This is a genomic window from Komagataeibacter rhaeticus (genome assembly GCF_003207855.1).
In the GTDB taxonomy this organism is placed as follows: domain Bacteria; phylum Pseudomonadota; class Alphaproteobacteria; order Acetobacterales; family Acetobacteraceae; genus Komagataeibacter; species Komagataeibacter rhaeticus.
Genome location: NZ_NKTZ01000007.1, coordinates 120,788 through 137,728 on the forward strand (window position 1 = coordinate 120,788; position 16,941 = coordinate 137,728).

A 16,941-nucleotide genomic window follows, 5' to 3' on the forward strand; every position below is an offset into this window, starting at 1 on the left:
CTTTATTGTTTCCTGTCCCGAAATAATGCCGTGCACTCAGGTCAACTGGTTGAAGGTGCCATCTTTCAGCGCCGTCTCGATATCCTCCAGCGAGCGTCCACGCGTTTCAGGCACACAACGCCAGACAAACACGAACGCCAGCAGGTTGATCCCCGCATACATCCAGAACGTACCCGCCGCCCCCAGCGCCTGCACCAGGGACAGGGTGGTCAGCGAAATCAGCAAATCGGCCACCCAGTGCGTGGCGGCTACCAGACTCATGCCCTTGCTGCGGCATGACAGGGGATAGACCTCCGCCCCCACAAGCCATATGGCCACAGACAGGCTGCCCACGTTGAATATGGCGTAACACACCACGGCTGCCGCCGTGATCCAGGTGTTGATACCCTGTGTCGAGCCGATGCCAAACATCGTGGCCAGCACCATAAGCGATACGACCGCACCGGGTATGAGCCGCAACAGCAGCCGCCGCCGCCCCCACGCATCCACCGCCCAGCTGCCAAAGGCGGTGGACAGGACCATGGCCACCCCAATGGCGATGGAGGTGAGCAGGGCGGAACTCTGTCCAAATCCCACACCCGCGAAAATGGTGGGGGCATAATACAGCACCGCATTGATGCCCGTGATCTGGCAGAACAGCGCCACCCCCACCGAAGCCACGACCGCGGGCCGCACCCAGGGCTGCAGCAGGGCCGACCATGGCGCCTGCTCATCATGCATGGCGACGATGGCGTCCAGTTCCGTGCGCGCGGCCTGCGGGTCACGCCGCAGGCGCTGAAGGACTTCGAACGCGCCTTCAAGATTGCCCTTCATGGCCAGCCAGCGCGGGCTGCGCGGCAACACCGACATGCCACCGAACAGGATGACCGCCGGTATGATCCCCAGCCCGAACATGAGCCGCCATGACTGGTTGCGGCACAGATACCCCGCAATGAAGGACACCAGGATGCCGGACACGACCGCAAGCTGGAACAGCACGACCATCTGCCCGCGTTTTTCCCGCGGGGCGATCTCGGCAATATAGACCGGCACGATCTGCGAGCACATGCCAACCGCAAGCCCCAGTATGAACCGCGCGCAGACCAGCAGCACCACCCCCGGCGCCAGGGATGCCACCAGCGTGCCGACAATAAAGACCAGGGCCGCGAACATGATCATGTAGCGCCGTCCCAGCCGGTCCGACAGCGGCGCCGCCATAAGGCAGCCCCCCAGCGCACCCGCCACAATGGCCGATGTCACGACCTGCTGGCCCAGCGTATCCAGTGCGAAGTCGGGTGTTATCTGCAGCAGGGCCGCGGATATGATGCCGGTATCGTACCCGAACAGCAGCCCGCCCGTTGCCGCCACCCCGGCAATCAGGTTGACAATACCGGAACCGGGGGAAGCCATCTGCCTGTCATGCGCCATTATCATGCGTTCTTTCAGCTTGCCGGTCCGGACGGGTGCCGGCCGGGTTTATTTAAGGGGAATGCGCACCACGAGCCACGGGCGCTCCTCCATGTCCTTCCCGTCATGGAAAACGGGCAGCCGCCCCCACTGGCCCACGGTCAGCCATAACGCACCGTCCTTCAGCGCCAGCCCGTCGGGCGCGATCAGGCGCGGGTCATGGGCCAGCACATCCAGATGTCCGTCCGCCGTGCGGCGCAGCACGGCATGGCGCTCGATATCGGTCAGGTACAGCGTGTTGTCCGGCCCGGTGGCCATGCCGTCCACCACGGCGTCCTCGCCTTCATCACGCACCGACTGCTCCAGTTGGGCAGGCTTGGTGGCGGGATTGGCCAGCAGCGCGGTGGGGGCACTGTACAGCCTGCGGCTGGACAGGGGCTGCCAGTAAAGCCTGCTGGAATCCGTGCTGAGTGTCAGGCCATCGATTCCCCCCTGTCCCATGGCCGGATGCGCCATGTCATAGCGCAGCATCCGTCCATCCAGTTCCATGGCGAAACCCGGCTCGGCACGGGTGGAAGGGGCGTTTTCCAGCACACGGCGCGCCTGCCCGGTGGCAATATCCACCACGATGATCGCGGGATGGTCCATAAGCGAGGTATCGCTGACATAGGCCGTGCCCTGCGCCCCATGCGTCATGTCCACGCGCACGTCATTGACGTGGCTGTCAGGCAGTGTGGCGCCCTTGTCCAGCGGGATATCCGCAATGATCTGGCCCGTATGCCCATCCATGCCGATCAGGGCCGGGGTGGGCGGGGTTTTCTGGCCCGCAACCGTGCCTTCATCGACAATCCACAACCGCCCCGATGCATCCACCGTCATGCCAAGGGGGGAGATCAGGCGGGCCTGTGTCGCCGCGTCGGGAAAAGGGGTAACCCTGCCGTCACGCAGCAGGCCAAGGCGAGGCCCCTTGTGGTCGGCCGCACTGCGCGGAAAGGCCAGCACCACCCGCCCATCGGGCAGGGCCGCGATGCCGGAGGGCTGCATGTCGGCAAAGCGCGCGACAACGCTGACATTTCCGGTGGCGGCCGCCCCGTGGTCAACGCTGTCTGCCGCACGGGCCGCAACCGGCGCCAGAAGCGACAGAAGCAGGGCCGCGCCCGCGCGGCGGTGCAAAATCGTGGAAAGCAGGCCTGTTTTCATACTGGTTGATCCATTTCCGTATTCTTGCCCAGCCGGGCGGGATGAACGACCCTCTGGCTATACCAGTCTTTTGTCCCGGTCAGGAATGCGGGCGCGTGGCAGGGTGGCCATTGTCAGGCAGGTAGCGTGTCCATGGCGCTGCGCACGGCCGGATAGAGCGCACGATAACGGGCCAGCGGGGCGGCATAGGCCGGGCTGACCTGCGGGTCGGGCACCAGCGTCTCCTCGCGCTTTTGCGGCAGGCATACGCTCTCTACCTCCTCCCCCGTTACGGCAAGGCGGGCCAGGCGGGCCGCGCCAAAGGCACCGCCCTGCGCCCCATGCGCCAGGCGATGCAGCGACAGCCCGGTCACGTTGGCCAGGATGGACACCCAGACACGGCTGTTCGAACCACCCCCGATCACATCCGCTTCCCGCACCACGGACCCCGCCGCCGCCAGCACGTCCACCACGTCACGAAAGGAGAACGCCACCCCTTCCAGCACCGCCTGCGTCATCTGTGCCCGCGTCGTGCCCTGCGACAGGCCGGCAAAGACACCCCGGATGCGCCCGTCGTTATGCGGCGTGCGTTCACCCGACAGGTACGGCAGGAAAATGACGGGGGAAGGCTGCGTGACAGGATCGGGCAGTTCCGCCAGCAGGGCCGCCTCCGTCATGCCGGTCGTGCGCGCCCACCATGCCAGCGACGCCGCCGCCGACAGCGTGACCCCCATCTGGTGCCACCTGTCGGGCACCGCATGGCAGAAGGCATGGATGCCACCCTGCGGGTGGGGCCTGAAGCGCTCTGTCGTAAGCCACAGCACGCCGGACGTACCCAGCGAGAGAAAGGATGAACCCGGCGTCACCGCCCCCAGCCCCACCGCGCCCGCCGCATTATCGCCCGCGCCCCCCGCCAGTACCGGGCGTACCTTCATCCCCCACCGACGCGCCAGACCGGCATCCAGCGCACCTGCCCGCGCCGTGCCTTCCACCAGCGCGGGCATGGCGCGCGTCTCCAGCCCGCAGGCCGCCAGCGCGCCATCGGACCAGCAGCGCCTGCCCACATCCAGCCACAGGGAACCCGATGCGTCGGACATGTCCTCGATCATCTCGCCAGTCATGCGATAACGCAGCCATGCCTTGGGCAGCAGGACATGACGGGTGGCACGAAATACATCCGGCTCATGTTCCGCCACCCATATCAGCTTGGGCGCGGTAAAGCCGGGCATGGCCATGTTGCCGCATACCTGCCGGAATTCGGGGAAGCGACGCTCGAATTCCCCACATTGCGCTGTGGCGCGGGTATCGTTCCACAAGATGCATGGACGCAGCACGCCCCCGTCTTCCCCCAGCAGCACGGCACCATGCTGCTGGCCCGACAGGCCAATGCCCCTGACCACCGCCATTTCACGCGGATGGCGGGCGGCCAGCACGTCCATGGCGGCCAGAAGGGCGACCCACCAGTCCCCCGGTGCCTGCTCGTTCCATCCCGCATGGGGGGATGTGACATGCAGGGGATGCGTGTGACTGGCAAGGACGCGCTGCGCCCCATCAACCAGAACGGCCTTCAGGCCCGAAGTGCCCAGATCAATCCCGACAAACATTATTATTATTCCCGTGCCGGGACCGGCGTACCGGTCCGGCCTTCTTGCTTTGCCGCGTTCGTGTGCTGCAAGTGAATGCATACTGCCCGCAACAGCGCAAGTACGGGCTGCACACCTTCTGGTGACCACCCCCCGGCAGGCATGATGCCCGGGCACGGGACAGTAAGGTCGGGAACAGTTGAAATATTACTTACTGAAAACGGTTTCCCTTTAAATGAAAAAAGGGAAAAGCCTGACCGGCCTTTCCCCTCCATGCGCCTTTGACGCCTGCATTCACGACATGCCGCAAATCTTAAATAACCTTCTGACAAGGCTTGTTTTTAAAGCCTAGAAGAACGCCACCTTCCTGAAAAGACGGCGCCCAGAAGCCTTCATGTTTATCAAGGATTATTTTGAGCGGTTTTCAGGACGTGGCGACCTTCGTTTTTATGAACTCCTCAACAATCGTATTGACGGCCGTGGCACTTTCAAGCTGGGGCATGTGCCCTATGTCCGCCAGCATGTGGCGGGTAATGGCGGCGGGCAGGCCCTCGGCCTGCGTTGCGGGCAGCACTTCATCCGCCTGCCCCCAGATCAGGGTGACCGGCATGTCGGCCGCCTGGATGTCGGGGCGCAGGTCATCACCCTGCTGGCCCGCGGGGAAGCAGGCGGCCGCGATCGTGCGCAATGCCGCCTCCGCCCCGTCCAGCCGTTTGTAGCGCAGCACGTCATCGGCCATGCGCCGCCCGATCAGCGATTTGTCATGCACCAGGTATTTCAGCACATCCTGCAGGGCACGGACCCGGTCGGCCGCGATAAAGCCGTTGATGAAGTCCATGTTGATCTGGCGGCCCAGCCCGGCCGGGGCAACCAGCACAAGGGATGCCACCCGCTGCGGGGCCATGCGCGCAAGTGTCAGCGCAATGCCGCCACCCAGCGAATGCCCCATGACATGCACGCGCGGCAGGTCAAGGTGATCAAGTAACCGTATGGTTACACCAGCAAAGAATTCCAGCGTGCCCGGCCCCACATCCTTCGAGGAACCACCATGCCCCGGCAGGTCAAAGGCAATGACGCGCCGCCCCTGGGCAAGGGCTGCGTGATTGAACATCCAGTTCTTCAGGTCACCGCCAAAACCGTGGATGAGCACGAGCGGTATCTCATCCCCCTCGCCCCGTTCATGCAGGCGCAGGGTGTATTCCCCCACCGTAACCGTAACCGGCTCATCAGCGACCGCGTCACCTTCTCCATCACCGGCACTCTCGGCAAATTCGGCCTGGAAACGGGTAATGAACGCGTCAATGTCCGCATCCGGCACCGCCGCATCGGCCACGACGCCAATCAGCGCGCCCACGGGCAGCATCTCGCCATTGGCCGCGACCTGCCGGCGGAACGTGCCCGCAAGCGGACTTTCGAACGTGTTGGTGATCTTGCTGGTCTCGATATCGACCAGTTCCTCGCCCGCCGTAATGCTGGCACCGGGTTCGACCAGCCAGCCGGCAATCTTGCCCTCCGTCATGGCAAGGCCGAATTTGGGCATGGTGATGGGGGTGATGTCCTGTGCCATGTCAGACTTTCTCCACTACACGATGGTTCATGGTGGCGGTTACGGCTGCCTCGATCTTCTCCACACTGGGCATGTACAGGCTCTCGAGCACCGTGGCGAAGGGGACCGGCGTGTGCGGCGGCACCACGCGGCGGATGGGCGCGCGCAGGGTGTCGAACGCTTCCTCCGCCACCAGGGCCGCGATGTCGGTCGCCATGTTGCAGCGCGGGCTGGACTCATCCACAATGACCAGCCGCCCGGTATCGGCCACGCATTCCAGAATAGTGTCGCGGTCAAGGGGGGATGTGGTCCGCGGGTCGATGACCGTGCAGCTGATTCCCTTCTTTTCCAGCCGGTCAGCGGCCTGGTTGGCAAATCCCACCATGCGGCCGAACGCCACGATGGTCACGTCATCGCCTTCGCGTGTCAGGTTGGCTTCACCGAAGGGAATGGTATAGGCCTCGTCGGGCACCTCCTCTTCCTCGTCATACATCACCTTGTTTTCGAGGAAGATGACCGGATCGTCATCCCGTATGGCCGAGATCAGCAGGCCCTTCGCCTCATAGGGGGAAGACGGGATGACGACCTTCAGCCCCGGTATGTGGGTAAACAGCGGGTACAGCGCCTGGCTGTGCTGGGCGGCGGCGTTGAAGCCCGCGCCATACATGGCGCGGATGACCAGCGGCGTGCGTGCCTTGCCGCCAAACATGTAGCGGAACTTGGCTGCCTGGTTCATGATCTGGTCAAGGCAGCAGCCGACAAAATCCACGAACATCAGTTCCGCCACCGGGCGCAGGCCGGTAACGGCCGCACCGGCGGCAGCCCCGATATAGGAGGCTTCGGTAATCGGGGTATCCAGCACGCGGGTGGCACCAAACTCTTCATACAGTCCCTTGGTCACACCCAGCACACCGCCCCAGGCATCCGTAACACCAGCGGAGCCGCCACGGCCCCCGGCCACGTCCTCCCCCATCAGGATGACGGTCGGGTCACGCCGCATTTCCTGCCGCAGGGCTTCATTGATCGCCTGCCGAAAGCTTTTCTTGCTCATTGTACATTTCCTTCCTGCTGTAGGGGACCGGCTCAGTAACGGACGTAGACATCGGCCATGAGATCGGGCGCCTGGGGCAGCGGGTCGTCCTTGGCGCGCAGCACGGCGGACTCGATTTCATCCGCCACGGCGGCGTCCACTTCATCCAGCGCGCTGCCTTCAAACAGGCCCGCCTGGGTTACCCGCTCACGGAAAAGCCTGAGGCAGTCATGGTCACGCCGGGCCTCGGCCACCTCGTTGGGGGCACGGTATGTCATGGCATCGCCTTCAAAATGGCCGTACCAGCGCGTCAGGTGCACATGCAGCATGGCCGGGCCGTTGCCGCCGCGCGCATGGGCTATCGCTTCCCCCGCCGCCTGGTGCACGGCAAAGTAGTCCGAGCCGTCACATTCGATATACGGCATGCCAAAGGCCGCCGCCCGCGCGCGCTGGGTGCCCGCACAGGCATAGGATGCGGCCGTGGCCTCGCCATAGCCATTATCCTCCACCACGAACACGGCAGGCAGTTGCCACACGCTGGCAAGGTTCAGGCTTTCCAGCGTGGTGCCTTCGTTGGACGCGCCATCGCCATAGAAGGCAACCGCCACCGCGCCATCGCCCAGCGTCTTGTGCGACAGGGCCGCCCCACAGATCAGCGGCGGGCCGCCGCCCACAATGCCGTTGGCCCCCAGCATGCCGCAGCTCAGGTCGGCAATATGCATCGACCCGCCCTTGCCACGGCACACGCCGGTGCTGCGGCCATAGATTTCGGCCATCATGCCGGCAACACCCACGCCCTTGGCAATGCAGTGGCCGTGGCCACGATGGGTGCTGGCGATGGTGTCGTTATCCGTCAGGTTGGCGCATACGCCCACGGCCGAGGCTTCCTCGCCGCAGTACAGATGCACGAAGCCCGGTATCTCGCCGGTTGCGAATTCGACATGCAGGCGCTCTTCAAACATGCGGATGGTACGCATGGCCCGATACGAGCGCAGCAGCGTTTCACGCGCTATTTGCATGGGTGTTTCCCCTGTTCTTTACTGCCTCCGCCCCTCATGCGCATGGGCATGCGGCGGGCTGGGGGCAGCACACACGCTTTGCCTGCCTGCCGGCAACAACGCGGTGGACAGGTTTCACGGCCATGTGACAGGGACGGTACGAAGTGTCGCGAAACCGCGACACGGGGCAGGTCCTTTAGCTGCTATCGTCCCCTCTTTTTCAAAACCTGTAGGAACAGCATGCTGCATGGCGCCCGTTTCCTGTTTTCCGCACCACCCATTGCCGCCATCCCCTCGGCCGGGACCGGGCTGGAAGGTTCATGGCGGCGCTGCCAGCATGAATACGGGCTGGACCCCGCCACCCCGGCGCTGCCCTGCGTGCTGTCGGGCGCCGAACTGCGCCAGTCCTGCCAGCGCGCCGGGCGTGTCATGCATTTAGCGGCGCCGGAACTGGATCTGCTGCACGCGGCACTGGAACCGGTGGGCTATACGGTCATGCTGGCCGATATCGGGGGCGTGGTACTGGACCACCGCACAGCCCCCCCCATCCGGCGCGGCTGCCGACGGTGGCATTTCTGGCCCGGCGCCGTATGGCACGAACGCGATGCGGGCACCAACGGCATAGGCACCTGCCTGGCTGAACAGCGCAGCGTAAGCGTGCACCGCAACCAGCACTGGCGCAGCGGGCTGCATGGGCTGGCGGGGGTGGCCACCCCGGTCTATGACGCGACGGGCCGCATGGCGGCCTGCCTCAACGCCAGTTCGTTCCGTCCCACGCCAGAGGGTACGATGGGCGCGCTGCTGGCATCGGCCCTGCTGCAGGCGGCGCGCCAGATCGAGCGGACCTGCTTCATGGACCGCTACCGTGGCCACGCCATCATGCTGCTGGGGGCGGCGATGGGGTCGTCCGTGCCCATGGTGGCCCTGGACCGGGAGCGGCATGTGGTAGGCGCCACCTTTGCCGCGCGCATGCAGATGGGCATTGCCCCGGCACAGGATGTCAATCTGTGCCTGCTGGATGACACGACGGCACCGCGCCCCGGCGCCCCCCTGCGTGAAGCCCAGACAGTGGCCATCCAGACCGCGCTGGCCAGTGCGCGCGGCAAGGTGGCGGTGGCGGCCCGCATGCTGGGCGTCAGCCGCTCGACCCTGCACCGCAGGTTGCGTAATCTGGAAAGCCCTCCCGCCTGATACGGCAATACGGCTCCCTGCCGGTGGTATGGTCTGGAGATTGTTTTAAATAACAGTTTCCGGATACTGCCCCCGTTCAATAAGGCAGCGTTTTCGAAGCTTCTGAAAAATGCTTCCCAAAAAAAAACTGTGTCGGTTTTTAACGGCAGGCTTTGCGGCCAGCCACCGGGCATAACGGATGATCTGGCGCACGGGAGTGCATTATGCTGCCCGTCGTCGCCACCTGCGCCACGCAGCCTGGCACCGCCACACGACCATGGCCATGAGCAGGCCGGCATAGGTCACGCTGGTGACGTTATAGGTCTTGAATGCCATAAGGAAATGCACGGCCACCAGCAGGGCCACCCCATAGACCAGCCGGTGCAGCCTGCCCCACCGCCTGCCCAGCCTGCGCATGGCCCCGTCAGTGGACGTGATCGCCAGCGGCACCATCAGCATGAAGGCCGCAAACCCGATCATGAGGAACGGGCGCCGGGTCAGATCCTGCACCAGCACGCCAATATTGCCCTGCTGGTCCAGCCCCACATACACGCCCACATGCAGGCACACGTAACAGAAGGCCAGCAGCCCCAGCATGCGGCGGTAGCGTATCAGGTTCAGGCCGGTCAGCACGCGCAGCGGCGTAACCAGCAGCCCCGCCAGCAGAAAGCGCACCGCCCACAGCCCCAGCCAGCGTTCGAACACATTGACCGGGTCCGGCCCCAGTGCATCATGCGCGCCGTACCAGAAATAGAGGATGGCAGGCAGCAGGCCCAGCAGGGCCAGGGCCGCCCGCTCACCCCGCCACGGTACGAGCAGGCGGTTGCGGGGCGTACCGGACAGATACGGCACGTTCAGTAATTCCGCCGCAGGTCCATGCTGCCATACAGCCCGGCCACCTGTTCGCCATAACCATTGAACATGAGGGTCTTCTTCCGCCCGCCACCAAAGAAGCCGCCCGCGCCGATAATCCGTTCCGACGCCTGGCTCCAGCGTGGATGATCGACTTCGGGATTGACGTTGGCGAAGAAACCGTATTCCTGCGCGTTCATCTGGTTCCACGTTGTAGGGGGCTGGCTTTCCACCAGCCGGATACGGGTGATCGACTTGATGCCCTTGAACCCGTATTTCCATGGCACCACCAGCCGGACGGGCGCGCCATTCTGGTTGGGCAGGATCTCCCCATACAGTCCCACCGCCAGCAGGGTCAGCGGATGCATGGCCTCATCCAGCCGCAGACCCTCCACATAGGGCCATGCCAGTGAATCAAGCCCGTTGCGCTGGCCGGGCATCTGCGCGGGCCGCACGACGGATTCAAAGGCGACATAACGCGCGCTGCCCAGCGGTTCCGCCTGTGCAAGCAGGCTGGCAAGCGGAAAGCCATCCCATGGAATGACCATGGACCATGCCTCGACACAGCGCATGCGGTACAGGCGTTCTTCCAGTGGCATCGCGGCAATCAGCTGGTCGATATCCCATACGCGTGGGCGGGCGACCAGTCCCTCGACCGAGAGCGTCCATGGCCGCGCGGCAAAACGGGCGGAAAGGGCGGCGGGATCTCCCTTGTCGAGGCCAAATTCATAGAAATTATTATAATGTGTCACATCCTGAAGCGGGGTCGGCCGTTCCGCGGCCTGAAAGGGGCCGGGCCGTACGGACAATGTCTGTGCCCCCGCGCGCGAGACAAGATGCGTGGCCGCCCCCGCCGCCGCACCGGCCAGCAGCGCGCGCCGCGACAGCCATGCCGAACGTGGCGTGATCTCGCCAGATGAAGGCCGGGGATAGGACCGGTCTGCCATGATGCGCCTCCTGCCCGGGTTACGGGGGTTCGAACCTGATGCCATAAGCCCGGCCTGTCCCCGCCATGCGGGCAGCATACGCCATCCTCTCTCCCCTATCGACTGTTTTAAAATCCTGCCCATGCAACGGGCGGCATCCTGAAAGAAGGTCCTGTCAGGAAACTCCCCAAAACGCCGTATTTAAAAAAATCATTACCCGGACCATTTCATTTACTGAATATCCATGGCCTGCATGGACCGTCATGAATGGGGCGGCGCGGCAGGCCGCCTTTTTTCAGCCTGCCGACAATCCATGACCGCCCATGCCGCGCCGCGCTGTCATTGTCATGGACAGGGCGCGGCCCGACGCGTGGCTACGGCATTACTGGCCATCAAAAGTATAGTGTGCCATCCACATGCCGCTGGTTTCCGACCAGTTTCCTGCCCGGCTGTAACCACCTTCCATGCCCAGACGCAGGCGGTGGGTGAACTGATAGACAACACGACCACGTATGTTCCCCGCAAGGCCGCTTTCCCCCTCATCACCATAATAATCGGGCTGGTGCGCCACAGAAAGCGCCTGCAGGGCGGAATCCGTCGGGTAATAAGGCGCGCCATTGCTGTGATAGTGCTGGAAACCCGCTTCACCACGCAGGAACCATGTCCACCGCCGGTCATGTCCCGACCATTCGACCGGTATCATGGCGCCGTAATACTGCTGCGGCGAGAAGTATCCCCCCTGCCCCCATGTAAAGGAATAGGTATCGCGCTTGTAGCCGAAATACATCAGGTCAAGCCCGACCCGCAGCCACTGCCTGTCATGCGACTGCCATACCGTGGCACTGCCACCCGCGCCGGCCTCCACTTCGGTATTGTCAACGACATGGGTGCCACCCAGATAGGCAAAACCACCGCCCGCGTACAGGTTCCATGTCGGCTCCGACCATTCAAGCGCGCCATGGCCGAACATGCGTGTCACACCGCCCCATAGCCTGCCGGTGCCCGGATCGCGCATCCCGGCATAGGACAGTTCGCTATCCGTCACCATGCGGCGGCCACCACTTATGCGCAGGCCGAGGTTGCGGGTCAGGCGTGGCGCGAATTCAACCCCGCCCACCACATTGGTAATGGGAAAGCCCAGTGGCGACGACCCCACATCCGCCGAGAACCAGTGATTGACGTAATTCAGGCTCAGCCCCACACCCTGCGTGTAATAATGGTGGGATGAGCCGGGCAGCGCCCCATTGATGGCATAGGTACCGAATTCATGCGCCGAATAGGGATTGGCAAGCGGATTGCCGGTGAACAGGAGCGTGGGCACGATCGAGAAGGACAGCCTGTGCTCCCAGGATTCAAACGGCAGCGTGCCCGTAATCGGCACGGCGAATTCCGTCAGCTGCCCCAGCCCCGCGGTGCCCGTACGGCTGCGCACGTAGGAATTGGCATCGATCTGGGGCGATACGGAATCCCGCAGATAGACGATCTGGCGGTCCATTGCCTCCGGCCCGTCATCTTCGGGAATGTAGTGATAGGTTGCAGGCAGGGTCGCGCCATGCAGGTTGATGTAGTTGCTGTCGATCTCAGGCCAGCGATAGTCCGGCAGGAAGCTTTCATGCTGCCCGTCGCATGTCCCTTCACCATCAAGCGTGCACTGCGCGTGGCGCGCATGCTCCACATCCACCAGCTGCGCGCGTGTGTTGCCCTCTATCCGTTCGATATCGGAACGGACTTCCCAGCTCATCGGGCCGTCGGGGTCTTCATGTGCCAGCCGGGTGGAATAGTCTTTTGCCTCTGCCATCTGGTGCAGTCCCCCCGCGTCACGCGCGGCGGCGGCAAGGGCGTATATGTTGTGCGGTTTCAGGCGCAGGGCGATCTGGTCCTCTTCCAGTGCGCGACGGGCCATGTTGCGGGTCTGGTAGACGCGCCCCATGGCCAGATGCGCCTCGGCGGAATCCGGATGTGCCTGCAGCACCGGCGCCAGTACCTGATACGCCCGCGCCGTCTGGCCATAACGGTTGAACCCGTCCGCCGTCATGATGGCAAGGCCAATGGCGATCTGGTTGCGTATCTCCTGCTGGTCCGCCGTGATGTCGGTGGGCCGGGCCCGGGCCATCGCATCAAAGGCATTGAGGCATCGCGTTGCATCAACAGCGGAATGCAGCCGCAGGTACACACCCGCATAGGCAAGGAGCTGGGATGGCTGGGGCGGCTGGGTCAGACGTTCTTCCGTTGCCAGTACCTGCTGGGCATCCTGTGGGGCATGGCGGTCGAGCAGCGCGTTGGCGATACGCATGCCACGTTCACCCGTGGGGTCAGGCCGGTCGGCCAGCGCCACAAGGAGCGCGTTGGGCGCACGCGGCACGCGGTTGAGTTCCTGTATGCGCCGGACCAGTTCGATCTGCTCGGCCACGCGGGCCATGCCGGGGCTTTCGATACCGGGGGGCAGCCGCGCCAGAAGCTGTTCCGCCCTGGCCATGTCATGGCGGCCCATTGCATAGAGGATCGCGGCCTGCAGGTCATCGGGGGTGACGGCGCGGCCACTGGTCACGCCATCCATGATGGCCTGGGCCTGCGCATGGTTGCCCGCTTCATCCAGCGCGCGCGCGAGCTTGAGCCGTATCCACGGGTCCGTGGGGGCCATGGCCATGGCCCGGTTCAGCAATGAAAGCTTTTCGTCATTATTGCGTGTCCGGTCCGACCGGGCTGAAAGCCCGGCCACTTCCAGATGCCGCGCAAGGTCGGGACGGATGTGCGCAAGACGCGCGATGATATCCTGCGCTTCGGCCTCGCGTCCGGTTTCAATCAGGATCCCGCCCAGATTGAACAGCGCATCGGCATTGCCCGGCGCGCGGCGCAGGATCTCACGATACAGGCGCTCGGCTTCCTCCATATGGCCCTGCCTGCGCGCCAGCATGCCCTGCAGCGCCTGCAGCGTGATCGTGTTGCCCCGGCGGCCCAGCAGCGCCAGGTCGGACTGTGCCGCATCATAATGTCCGGAATTGATGGCCTGTATGATCCGTGCCACCAGCGGGTCCATCCCGCCACCACCGCCTGCCTCCATCGCCTTCAGGGCCGCGCGCCAGTGGGCTGCGGAATCCGGGTCCGCCTGTATGGCCTGCTGGAAATAGCGCCGTGCCAGGGCGGGCTGCTGGCGGGCCTGCGCCACAAGCGCCATGCCACCAAGCGAGTCCGCGTCATGGGCGTTGATGGCCAGGGCGCGATGGAACAGGTCGGCGGCCCCTTCGATATTCCTGCGCGACAGCAGCACGAAACCCTGCTGGCGGTAATTCGCGCCATCAATGATATTCTGCGCATCCTGCGCCTTGTGCCGGCGGTCAATGATTTCCGCATCACCCGGATGCAGGTCAAGCCACTCGTTATACAGTGCGATGGTGGGTCCCGTGACCGGCTCCCACAGCAGGGCGTCACGCCAGGCGGCAATGGCCCCGTCACGTATCGCGGCGGAAGCATTGGAACGGGCAAGCTGGCGCAGGCCATCCAGCCCCTCGTCACGCGAGGTGACATGATAGGTCAGGATCCGGTCCAGCGAAAGTTTTGCGTCCAGGTCACGCGGGTTGCGCGCCACCCAGGCGGCAAGCCTGGTGGCGGCTTCCTGATAGCCAAGGGTGGTGGCCCCCAGAACGCGGTAATATTCCATGGCCAGGTCGGGCGGCGGGTCACCGTTCTTGAACAGGGCGCGGTATTTGAACATCGCGGGCATCATCTTGCCCTCGGCCGCAAGGGCGCGGGCTTCCGCCAGCCCCCTGGGGTCTATCGGACCGGCATGGATCTGGGCCCTGAGATCAGCCACCAGACCCGGTGCATTCCCGTTCTGGATCAGCCTGCCCAGTGTGGCGGCGGCAAGCTTCGTCTGGCCTTCCGCCATCTGCAGGCGACCCAGCAGGAAAAGGGCCTCGTTATTATCCGGCTCGATGGACAACGCACGCTGGATCGTCTCGCGTGCCTTGGGCAGGTTGTGCTGCCCCAGCCAGTAATATCCCTGGTTCAGCAGCAGTTCCAGCACGGCCGCGGCATGCGCCAGATGCGCGTTGTTGGCCGCGTTCTGGCCTGCATCGGGGGTCACGGTAATCTGGGTGCTGCCACCGGCGGGGGACGCCGCGGTGTCCGGTCCTGCCGTCCAGGCGGGTTCCGCCTGCGCGATCTCCCCGGACATGATGACACCGGCAACCATGCCACAGATGATTTTCCATCCACCCCCGGCCAGCCATGCCGATGACGGCCGGCAGGCGGCGGGGCGCATGACCCACGCCGCAGGCGCCTTCCGCCATGCCACGGCAGGCTGCCGCCCACGGGCGGGACAGTATTGTCGAGTCATGTATTTCCTAATGAACACGGGACACACGGGAGACGTAGAACAGGACCATGGCCAGCACCATGCATGACCCCACCAGCAGGGCCGCCCCACGGTTGCGGACGGCGGGGACGACCCTGTCCTCGTAATTCAGGCCGGTACGTTCCACCAGCAGGTAACTGAACAGGCTGACCACGAGCACGATGCCCAGAACCGCCGCCATGACCAGACCATGCACCTGAAAGAACAGAAGGTAGTTTGCCACCACAATACCCGGCCAGTGCCAAAGATAGACCGAGTAGGAAATGACCCCCAGCGGGGAAAGCGGCACCAGGCACAGCCTGCCCGCCTGCGTCTGGGGCAGCATGATGATGGCCGCAACGGCCACACAGGGAAAAACCGCCATGCTGGACGGACAGGCAAAGCGGAGCGTATAGAACAGGGCCGCGCCCACAATCACCCCAACGGCCCCGGCATGGATGGTATTCGCCGCCACCGCCGACAGTCGGGGGCGCGGGAACATCCAGATCATCGTGCCAAGCGAGAACTGCCACAGCCGGGCAAAGATGTTGTAATAGGCCTGCGTATCCCCCCGGATGTCGCAGCTGATGCAAAAGGCAAACGACGCCACGCAGATGCCCGACAGTACCAGCCTGCGGTGCCGTGTCAGCGGCAGCAGCAGGGCCATCAAGAAGATGATGGCATAGAACTGCATTTCCAGCGAAAGCGACCATGTATGCAGGAAGGGGTAGGCAATGCTCTGCCCCTGGAAATAGCCGACATGCCCCGATGCCCAGATATTGGACAGGTAGACCAGGGCATAGGCGCCGTTATCGGCGATATCGGCCCGGTCACTCTGCAGCACCCACCACAGCATGCCGGCCGAGACCAGCGCGATCATGCACAGCAGCGCGGGAAGCAGGCGGTAAAGCCTGCGGCAGACAAAGCGCATTGGCTGGAACGGATGCTGCATGAGCGCCGAACGACCCATGAAATAGCCCGAGATCACGACAAAGACGTCAACCCCGACAAAGCCCCCCTTCAGCCAGCCCGCATGGAACAGGACAACAAGGGCAACGGCAAGACCACGCAGCCCGTCGATATCGCGCCGACGGTTTTGGGGAAAGAAGTCCTTTCCGAACATGTCCCGCCATCTGCTGGCGGGGGCGGCGTCATTTACTTGCAGCATCAACAAATTTCCACGTATGCGTCCGTATCCGGCAAGATGGGAACATCCCGCGACATGTCAGGGACAGTGCCGTGGCGTGAGCGGTCCCTACTGTCCCGCCGCGGCGGGAGACTTCAGCTTCTCCAGTTCCGGCAGCGCCGCCTGCACGATGGCATTGCCCCAGGCCCGGTAGCTTTCCGGTGTCGCGTGAATGCCATCGGTGGTACTGACGCTTCCCTGCCTGAGCAGCGCCGTGCCATCGATATAGGTGCATGGCGCCACCTCCCCCTTCAGGAAGCTTGCCATTTCCATCGCGCGCTGGTCGGTCTTGCCATAACGCGGGCTGAACTGCCCCCAGGTCGGCCCGACCCAGATGCACGCGGTCCTGCCAATCGTATAGGTCAGGGACTTGACCTGCTCGTCCACCCAGTCCTTCGAGACCGCGCCCTGCCCATAGGCGGCCATGGTATCCCCCAGGATGACCATGACCGCGTCGGGGTGCCATTTCGCAATCAGTTCGGCCACCGGCGGCGGCGAGGCCGGCTTCATGTCGGGCGCGCCGATCGGGGCGGTGCCGATGCGTTCGGCCGCCCCGCATCCGTTATTGGGATTAGGCACAACCCAGTCCGCCGCAGTGGAGGAACACACACCATAGGTCACGACCCTTGCGCCCTGTCTGGTAAATTCATCAGGCAGGACCGAAAGCAGGGTGTCTTTGAAGGTTACGTGACTATCACCGATAATCAGAAGTGTCAGGCCAGCAAGAAGAGCATTCATCGATCATTTCCAAA

General features: G+C 64.0%; 12 protein-coding genes. 1 reads left to right on the forward strand and 11 read right to left on the reverse strand.

Annotated elements, in window-relative coordinates; translation table 11 throughout:
- Positions 1-36: 36 nt before the first annotated feature.
- The 6 genes from CFR78_RS09365 to CFR78_RS09390 form a co-directional block, all read right to left on the reverse strand.
- Positions 37-1,407 (reverse strand): sugar porter family MFS transporter, encoded by a 1,371-nt coding sequence (locus tag CFR78_RS09365; RefSeq protein ID WP_034930897.1) that lies wholly within the window; start codon positions 1,405-1,407, stop codon positions 37-39.
- A 48-nt stretch (positions 1,408-1,455) separates the two neighbouring features.
- A complete protein-coding gene (locus CFR78_RS09370) occupies positions 1,456-2,586 on the reverse strand; it encodes an L-dopachrome tautomerase-related protein (protein WP_007399970.1) in 1,131 nt (376 codons plus the stop codon).
- Between the two features lie 113 nt (positions 2,587-2,699).
- Positions 2,700-4,169 carry a xylulokinase gene (xylB, locus tag CFR78_RS09375; RefSeq protein ID WP_034930901.1) on the reverse strand — a complete coding sequence of 490 codons (1,470 nt, stop codon included), beginning with the start codon at positions 4,167-4,169 and terminating at the stop codon, positions 2,700-2,702.
- Positions 4,170-4,572: 403 nt separating this feature from the next.
- Positions 4,573-5,715, reverse strand: coding sequence for an acetoin dehydrogenase dihydrolipoyllysine-residue acetyltransferase subunit (locus CFR78_RS09380; protein ID WP_034930904.1), 1,143 nt, complete (start codon positions 5,713-5,715; stop codon positions 4,573-4,575).
- Between the two features lies 1 nt (position 5,716).
- Positions 5,717-6,745: an alpha-ketoacid dehydrogenase subunit beta gene (locus tag CFR78_RS09385; protein ID WP_007399966.1), complete on the reverse strand. Its 1,029-nt coding sequence runs from the start codon at positions 6,743-6,745 to the stop codon at positions 5,717-5,719.
- A gap of 32 nt (positions 6,746-6,777) precedes the next feature.
- Positions 6,778-7,743: a thiamine pyrophosphate-dependent dehydrogenase E1 component subunit alpha gene (locus CFR78_RS09390; RefSeq protein ID WP_007399965.1), complete on the reverse strand. Its 966-nt coding sequence runs from the start codon at positions 7,741-7,743 to the stop codon at positions 6,778-6,780.
- 219 nt (positions 7,744-7,962) lie between these two features.
- Between CFR78_RS09390 and CFR78_RS09395 the strand changes: the two genes are divergently transcribed.
- Entirely contained in the window at positions 7,963-8,913 is a 951-nt protein-coding gene (locus tag CFR78_RS09395) for a helix-turn-helix domain-containing protein (protein WP_110581092.1), read from the forward strand.
- A 201-nt stretch (positions 8,914-9,114) separates the two neighbouring features.
- On the opposite strand, the gene msrQ is transcribed toward CFR78_RS09395, so the two are convergent.
- The 5 genes from msrQ to CFR78_RS09420 form a co-directional block, all read right to left on the reverse strand.
- Positions 9,115-9,744 carry a protein-methionine-sulfoxide reductase heme-binding subunit MsrQ gene (gene msrQ / locus CFR78_RS09400; protein ID WP_034930906.1) on the reverse strand — a complete coding sequence of 210 codons (630 nt, stop codon included), beginning with the start codon at positions 9,742-9,744 and terminating at the stop codon, positions 9,115-9,117.
- 2 nt (positions 9,745-9,746) lie between these two features.
- Positions 9,747-10,691: a protein-methionine-sulfoxide reductase catalytic subunit MsrP gene (gene msrP / locus CFR78_RS09405; RefSeq protein WP_034930908.1), complete on the reverse strand. Its 945-nt coding sequence runs from the start codon at positions 10,689-10,691 to the stop codon at positions 9,747-9,749.
- 361 nt (positions 10,692-11,052) lie between these two features.
- On the reverse strand, positions 11,053-15,006 hold the full coding sequence (locus tag CFR78_RS09410; RefSeq protein ID WP_034930910.1) for a cellulose synthase subunit BcsC-related outer membrane protein: 3,954 nt from the start codon (positions 15,004-15,006) through the stop codon (positions 11,053-11,055).
- Positions 15,007-15,013: 7 nt separating this feature from the next.
- Positions 15,014-16,126 carry an acyltransferase family protein gene (locus tag CFR78_RS09415; protein WP_258366035.1) on the reverse strand — a complete coding sequence of 371 codons (1,113 nt, stop codon included), beginning with the start codon at positions 16,124-16,126 and terminating at the stop codon, positions 15,014-15,016.
- A gap of 132 nt (positions 16,127-16,258) precedes the next feature.
- Positions 16,259-16,927 (reverse strand): SGNH/GDSL hydrolase family protein, encoded by a 669-nt coding sequence (locus CFR78_RS09420; protein WP_034930916.1) that lies wholly within the window; start codon positions 16,925-16,927, stop codon positions 16,259-16,261.
- Between the last annotated feature and the right edge of the window lie 14 nt (positions 16,928-16,941).

Coding starts and splice junctions, on each gene's coding strand:
- CFR78_RS09365 (WP_034930897.1), bottom strand. CDS start 1,407: ATGGCGCATGACAGGCAGATGGCTTCCCCCGGTTCCGGTATTGTCAAC.
- CFR78_RS09370 (WP_007399970.1), bottom strand. CDS start 2,586: ATGAAAACAGGCCTGCTTTCCACGATTTTGCACCGCCGCGCGGGCGCG.
- xylB (WP_034930901.1), bottom strand. CDS start 4,169: ATGTTTGTCGGGATTGATCTGGGCACTTCGGGCCTGAAGGCCGTTCTG.
- CFR78_RS09380 (WP_034930904.1), bottom strand. CDS start 5,715: ATGGCACAGGACATCACCCCCATCACCATGCCCAAATTCGGCCTTGCC.
- CFR78_RS09385 (WP_007399966.1), bottom strand. CDS start 6,745: ATGAGCAAGAAAAGCTTTCGGCAGGCGATCAATGAAGCCCTGCGGCAG.
- CFR78_RS09390 (WP_007399965.1), bottom strand. CDS start 7,743: ATGCAAATAGCGCGTGAAACGCTGCTGCGCTCGTATCGGGCCATGCGT.
- CFR78_RS09395 (WP_110581092.1), top strand. CDS start 7,963: ATGCTGCATGGCGCCCGTTTCCTGTTTTCCGCACCACCCATTGCCGCC.
- msrP (WP_034930908.1), bottom strand. CDS start 10,691: ATGGCAGACCGGTCCTATCCCCGGCCTTCATCTGGCGAGATCACGCCA.
- CFR78_RS09410 (WP_034930910.1), bottom strand. CDS start 15,006: ATGACTCGACAATACTGTCCCGCCCGTGGGCGGCAGCCTGCCGTGGCA.
- CFR78_RS09415 (WP_258366035.1), bottom strand. CDS start 16,126: ATGTTCGGAAAGGACTTCTTTCCCCAAAACCGTCGGCGCGATATCGAC.
- CFR78_RS09420 (WP_034930916.1), bottom strand. CDS start 16,927: ATGAATGCTCTTCTTGCTGGCCTGACACTTCTGATTATCGGTGATAGT.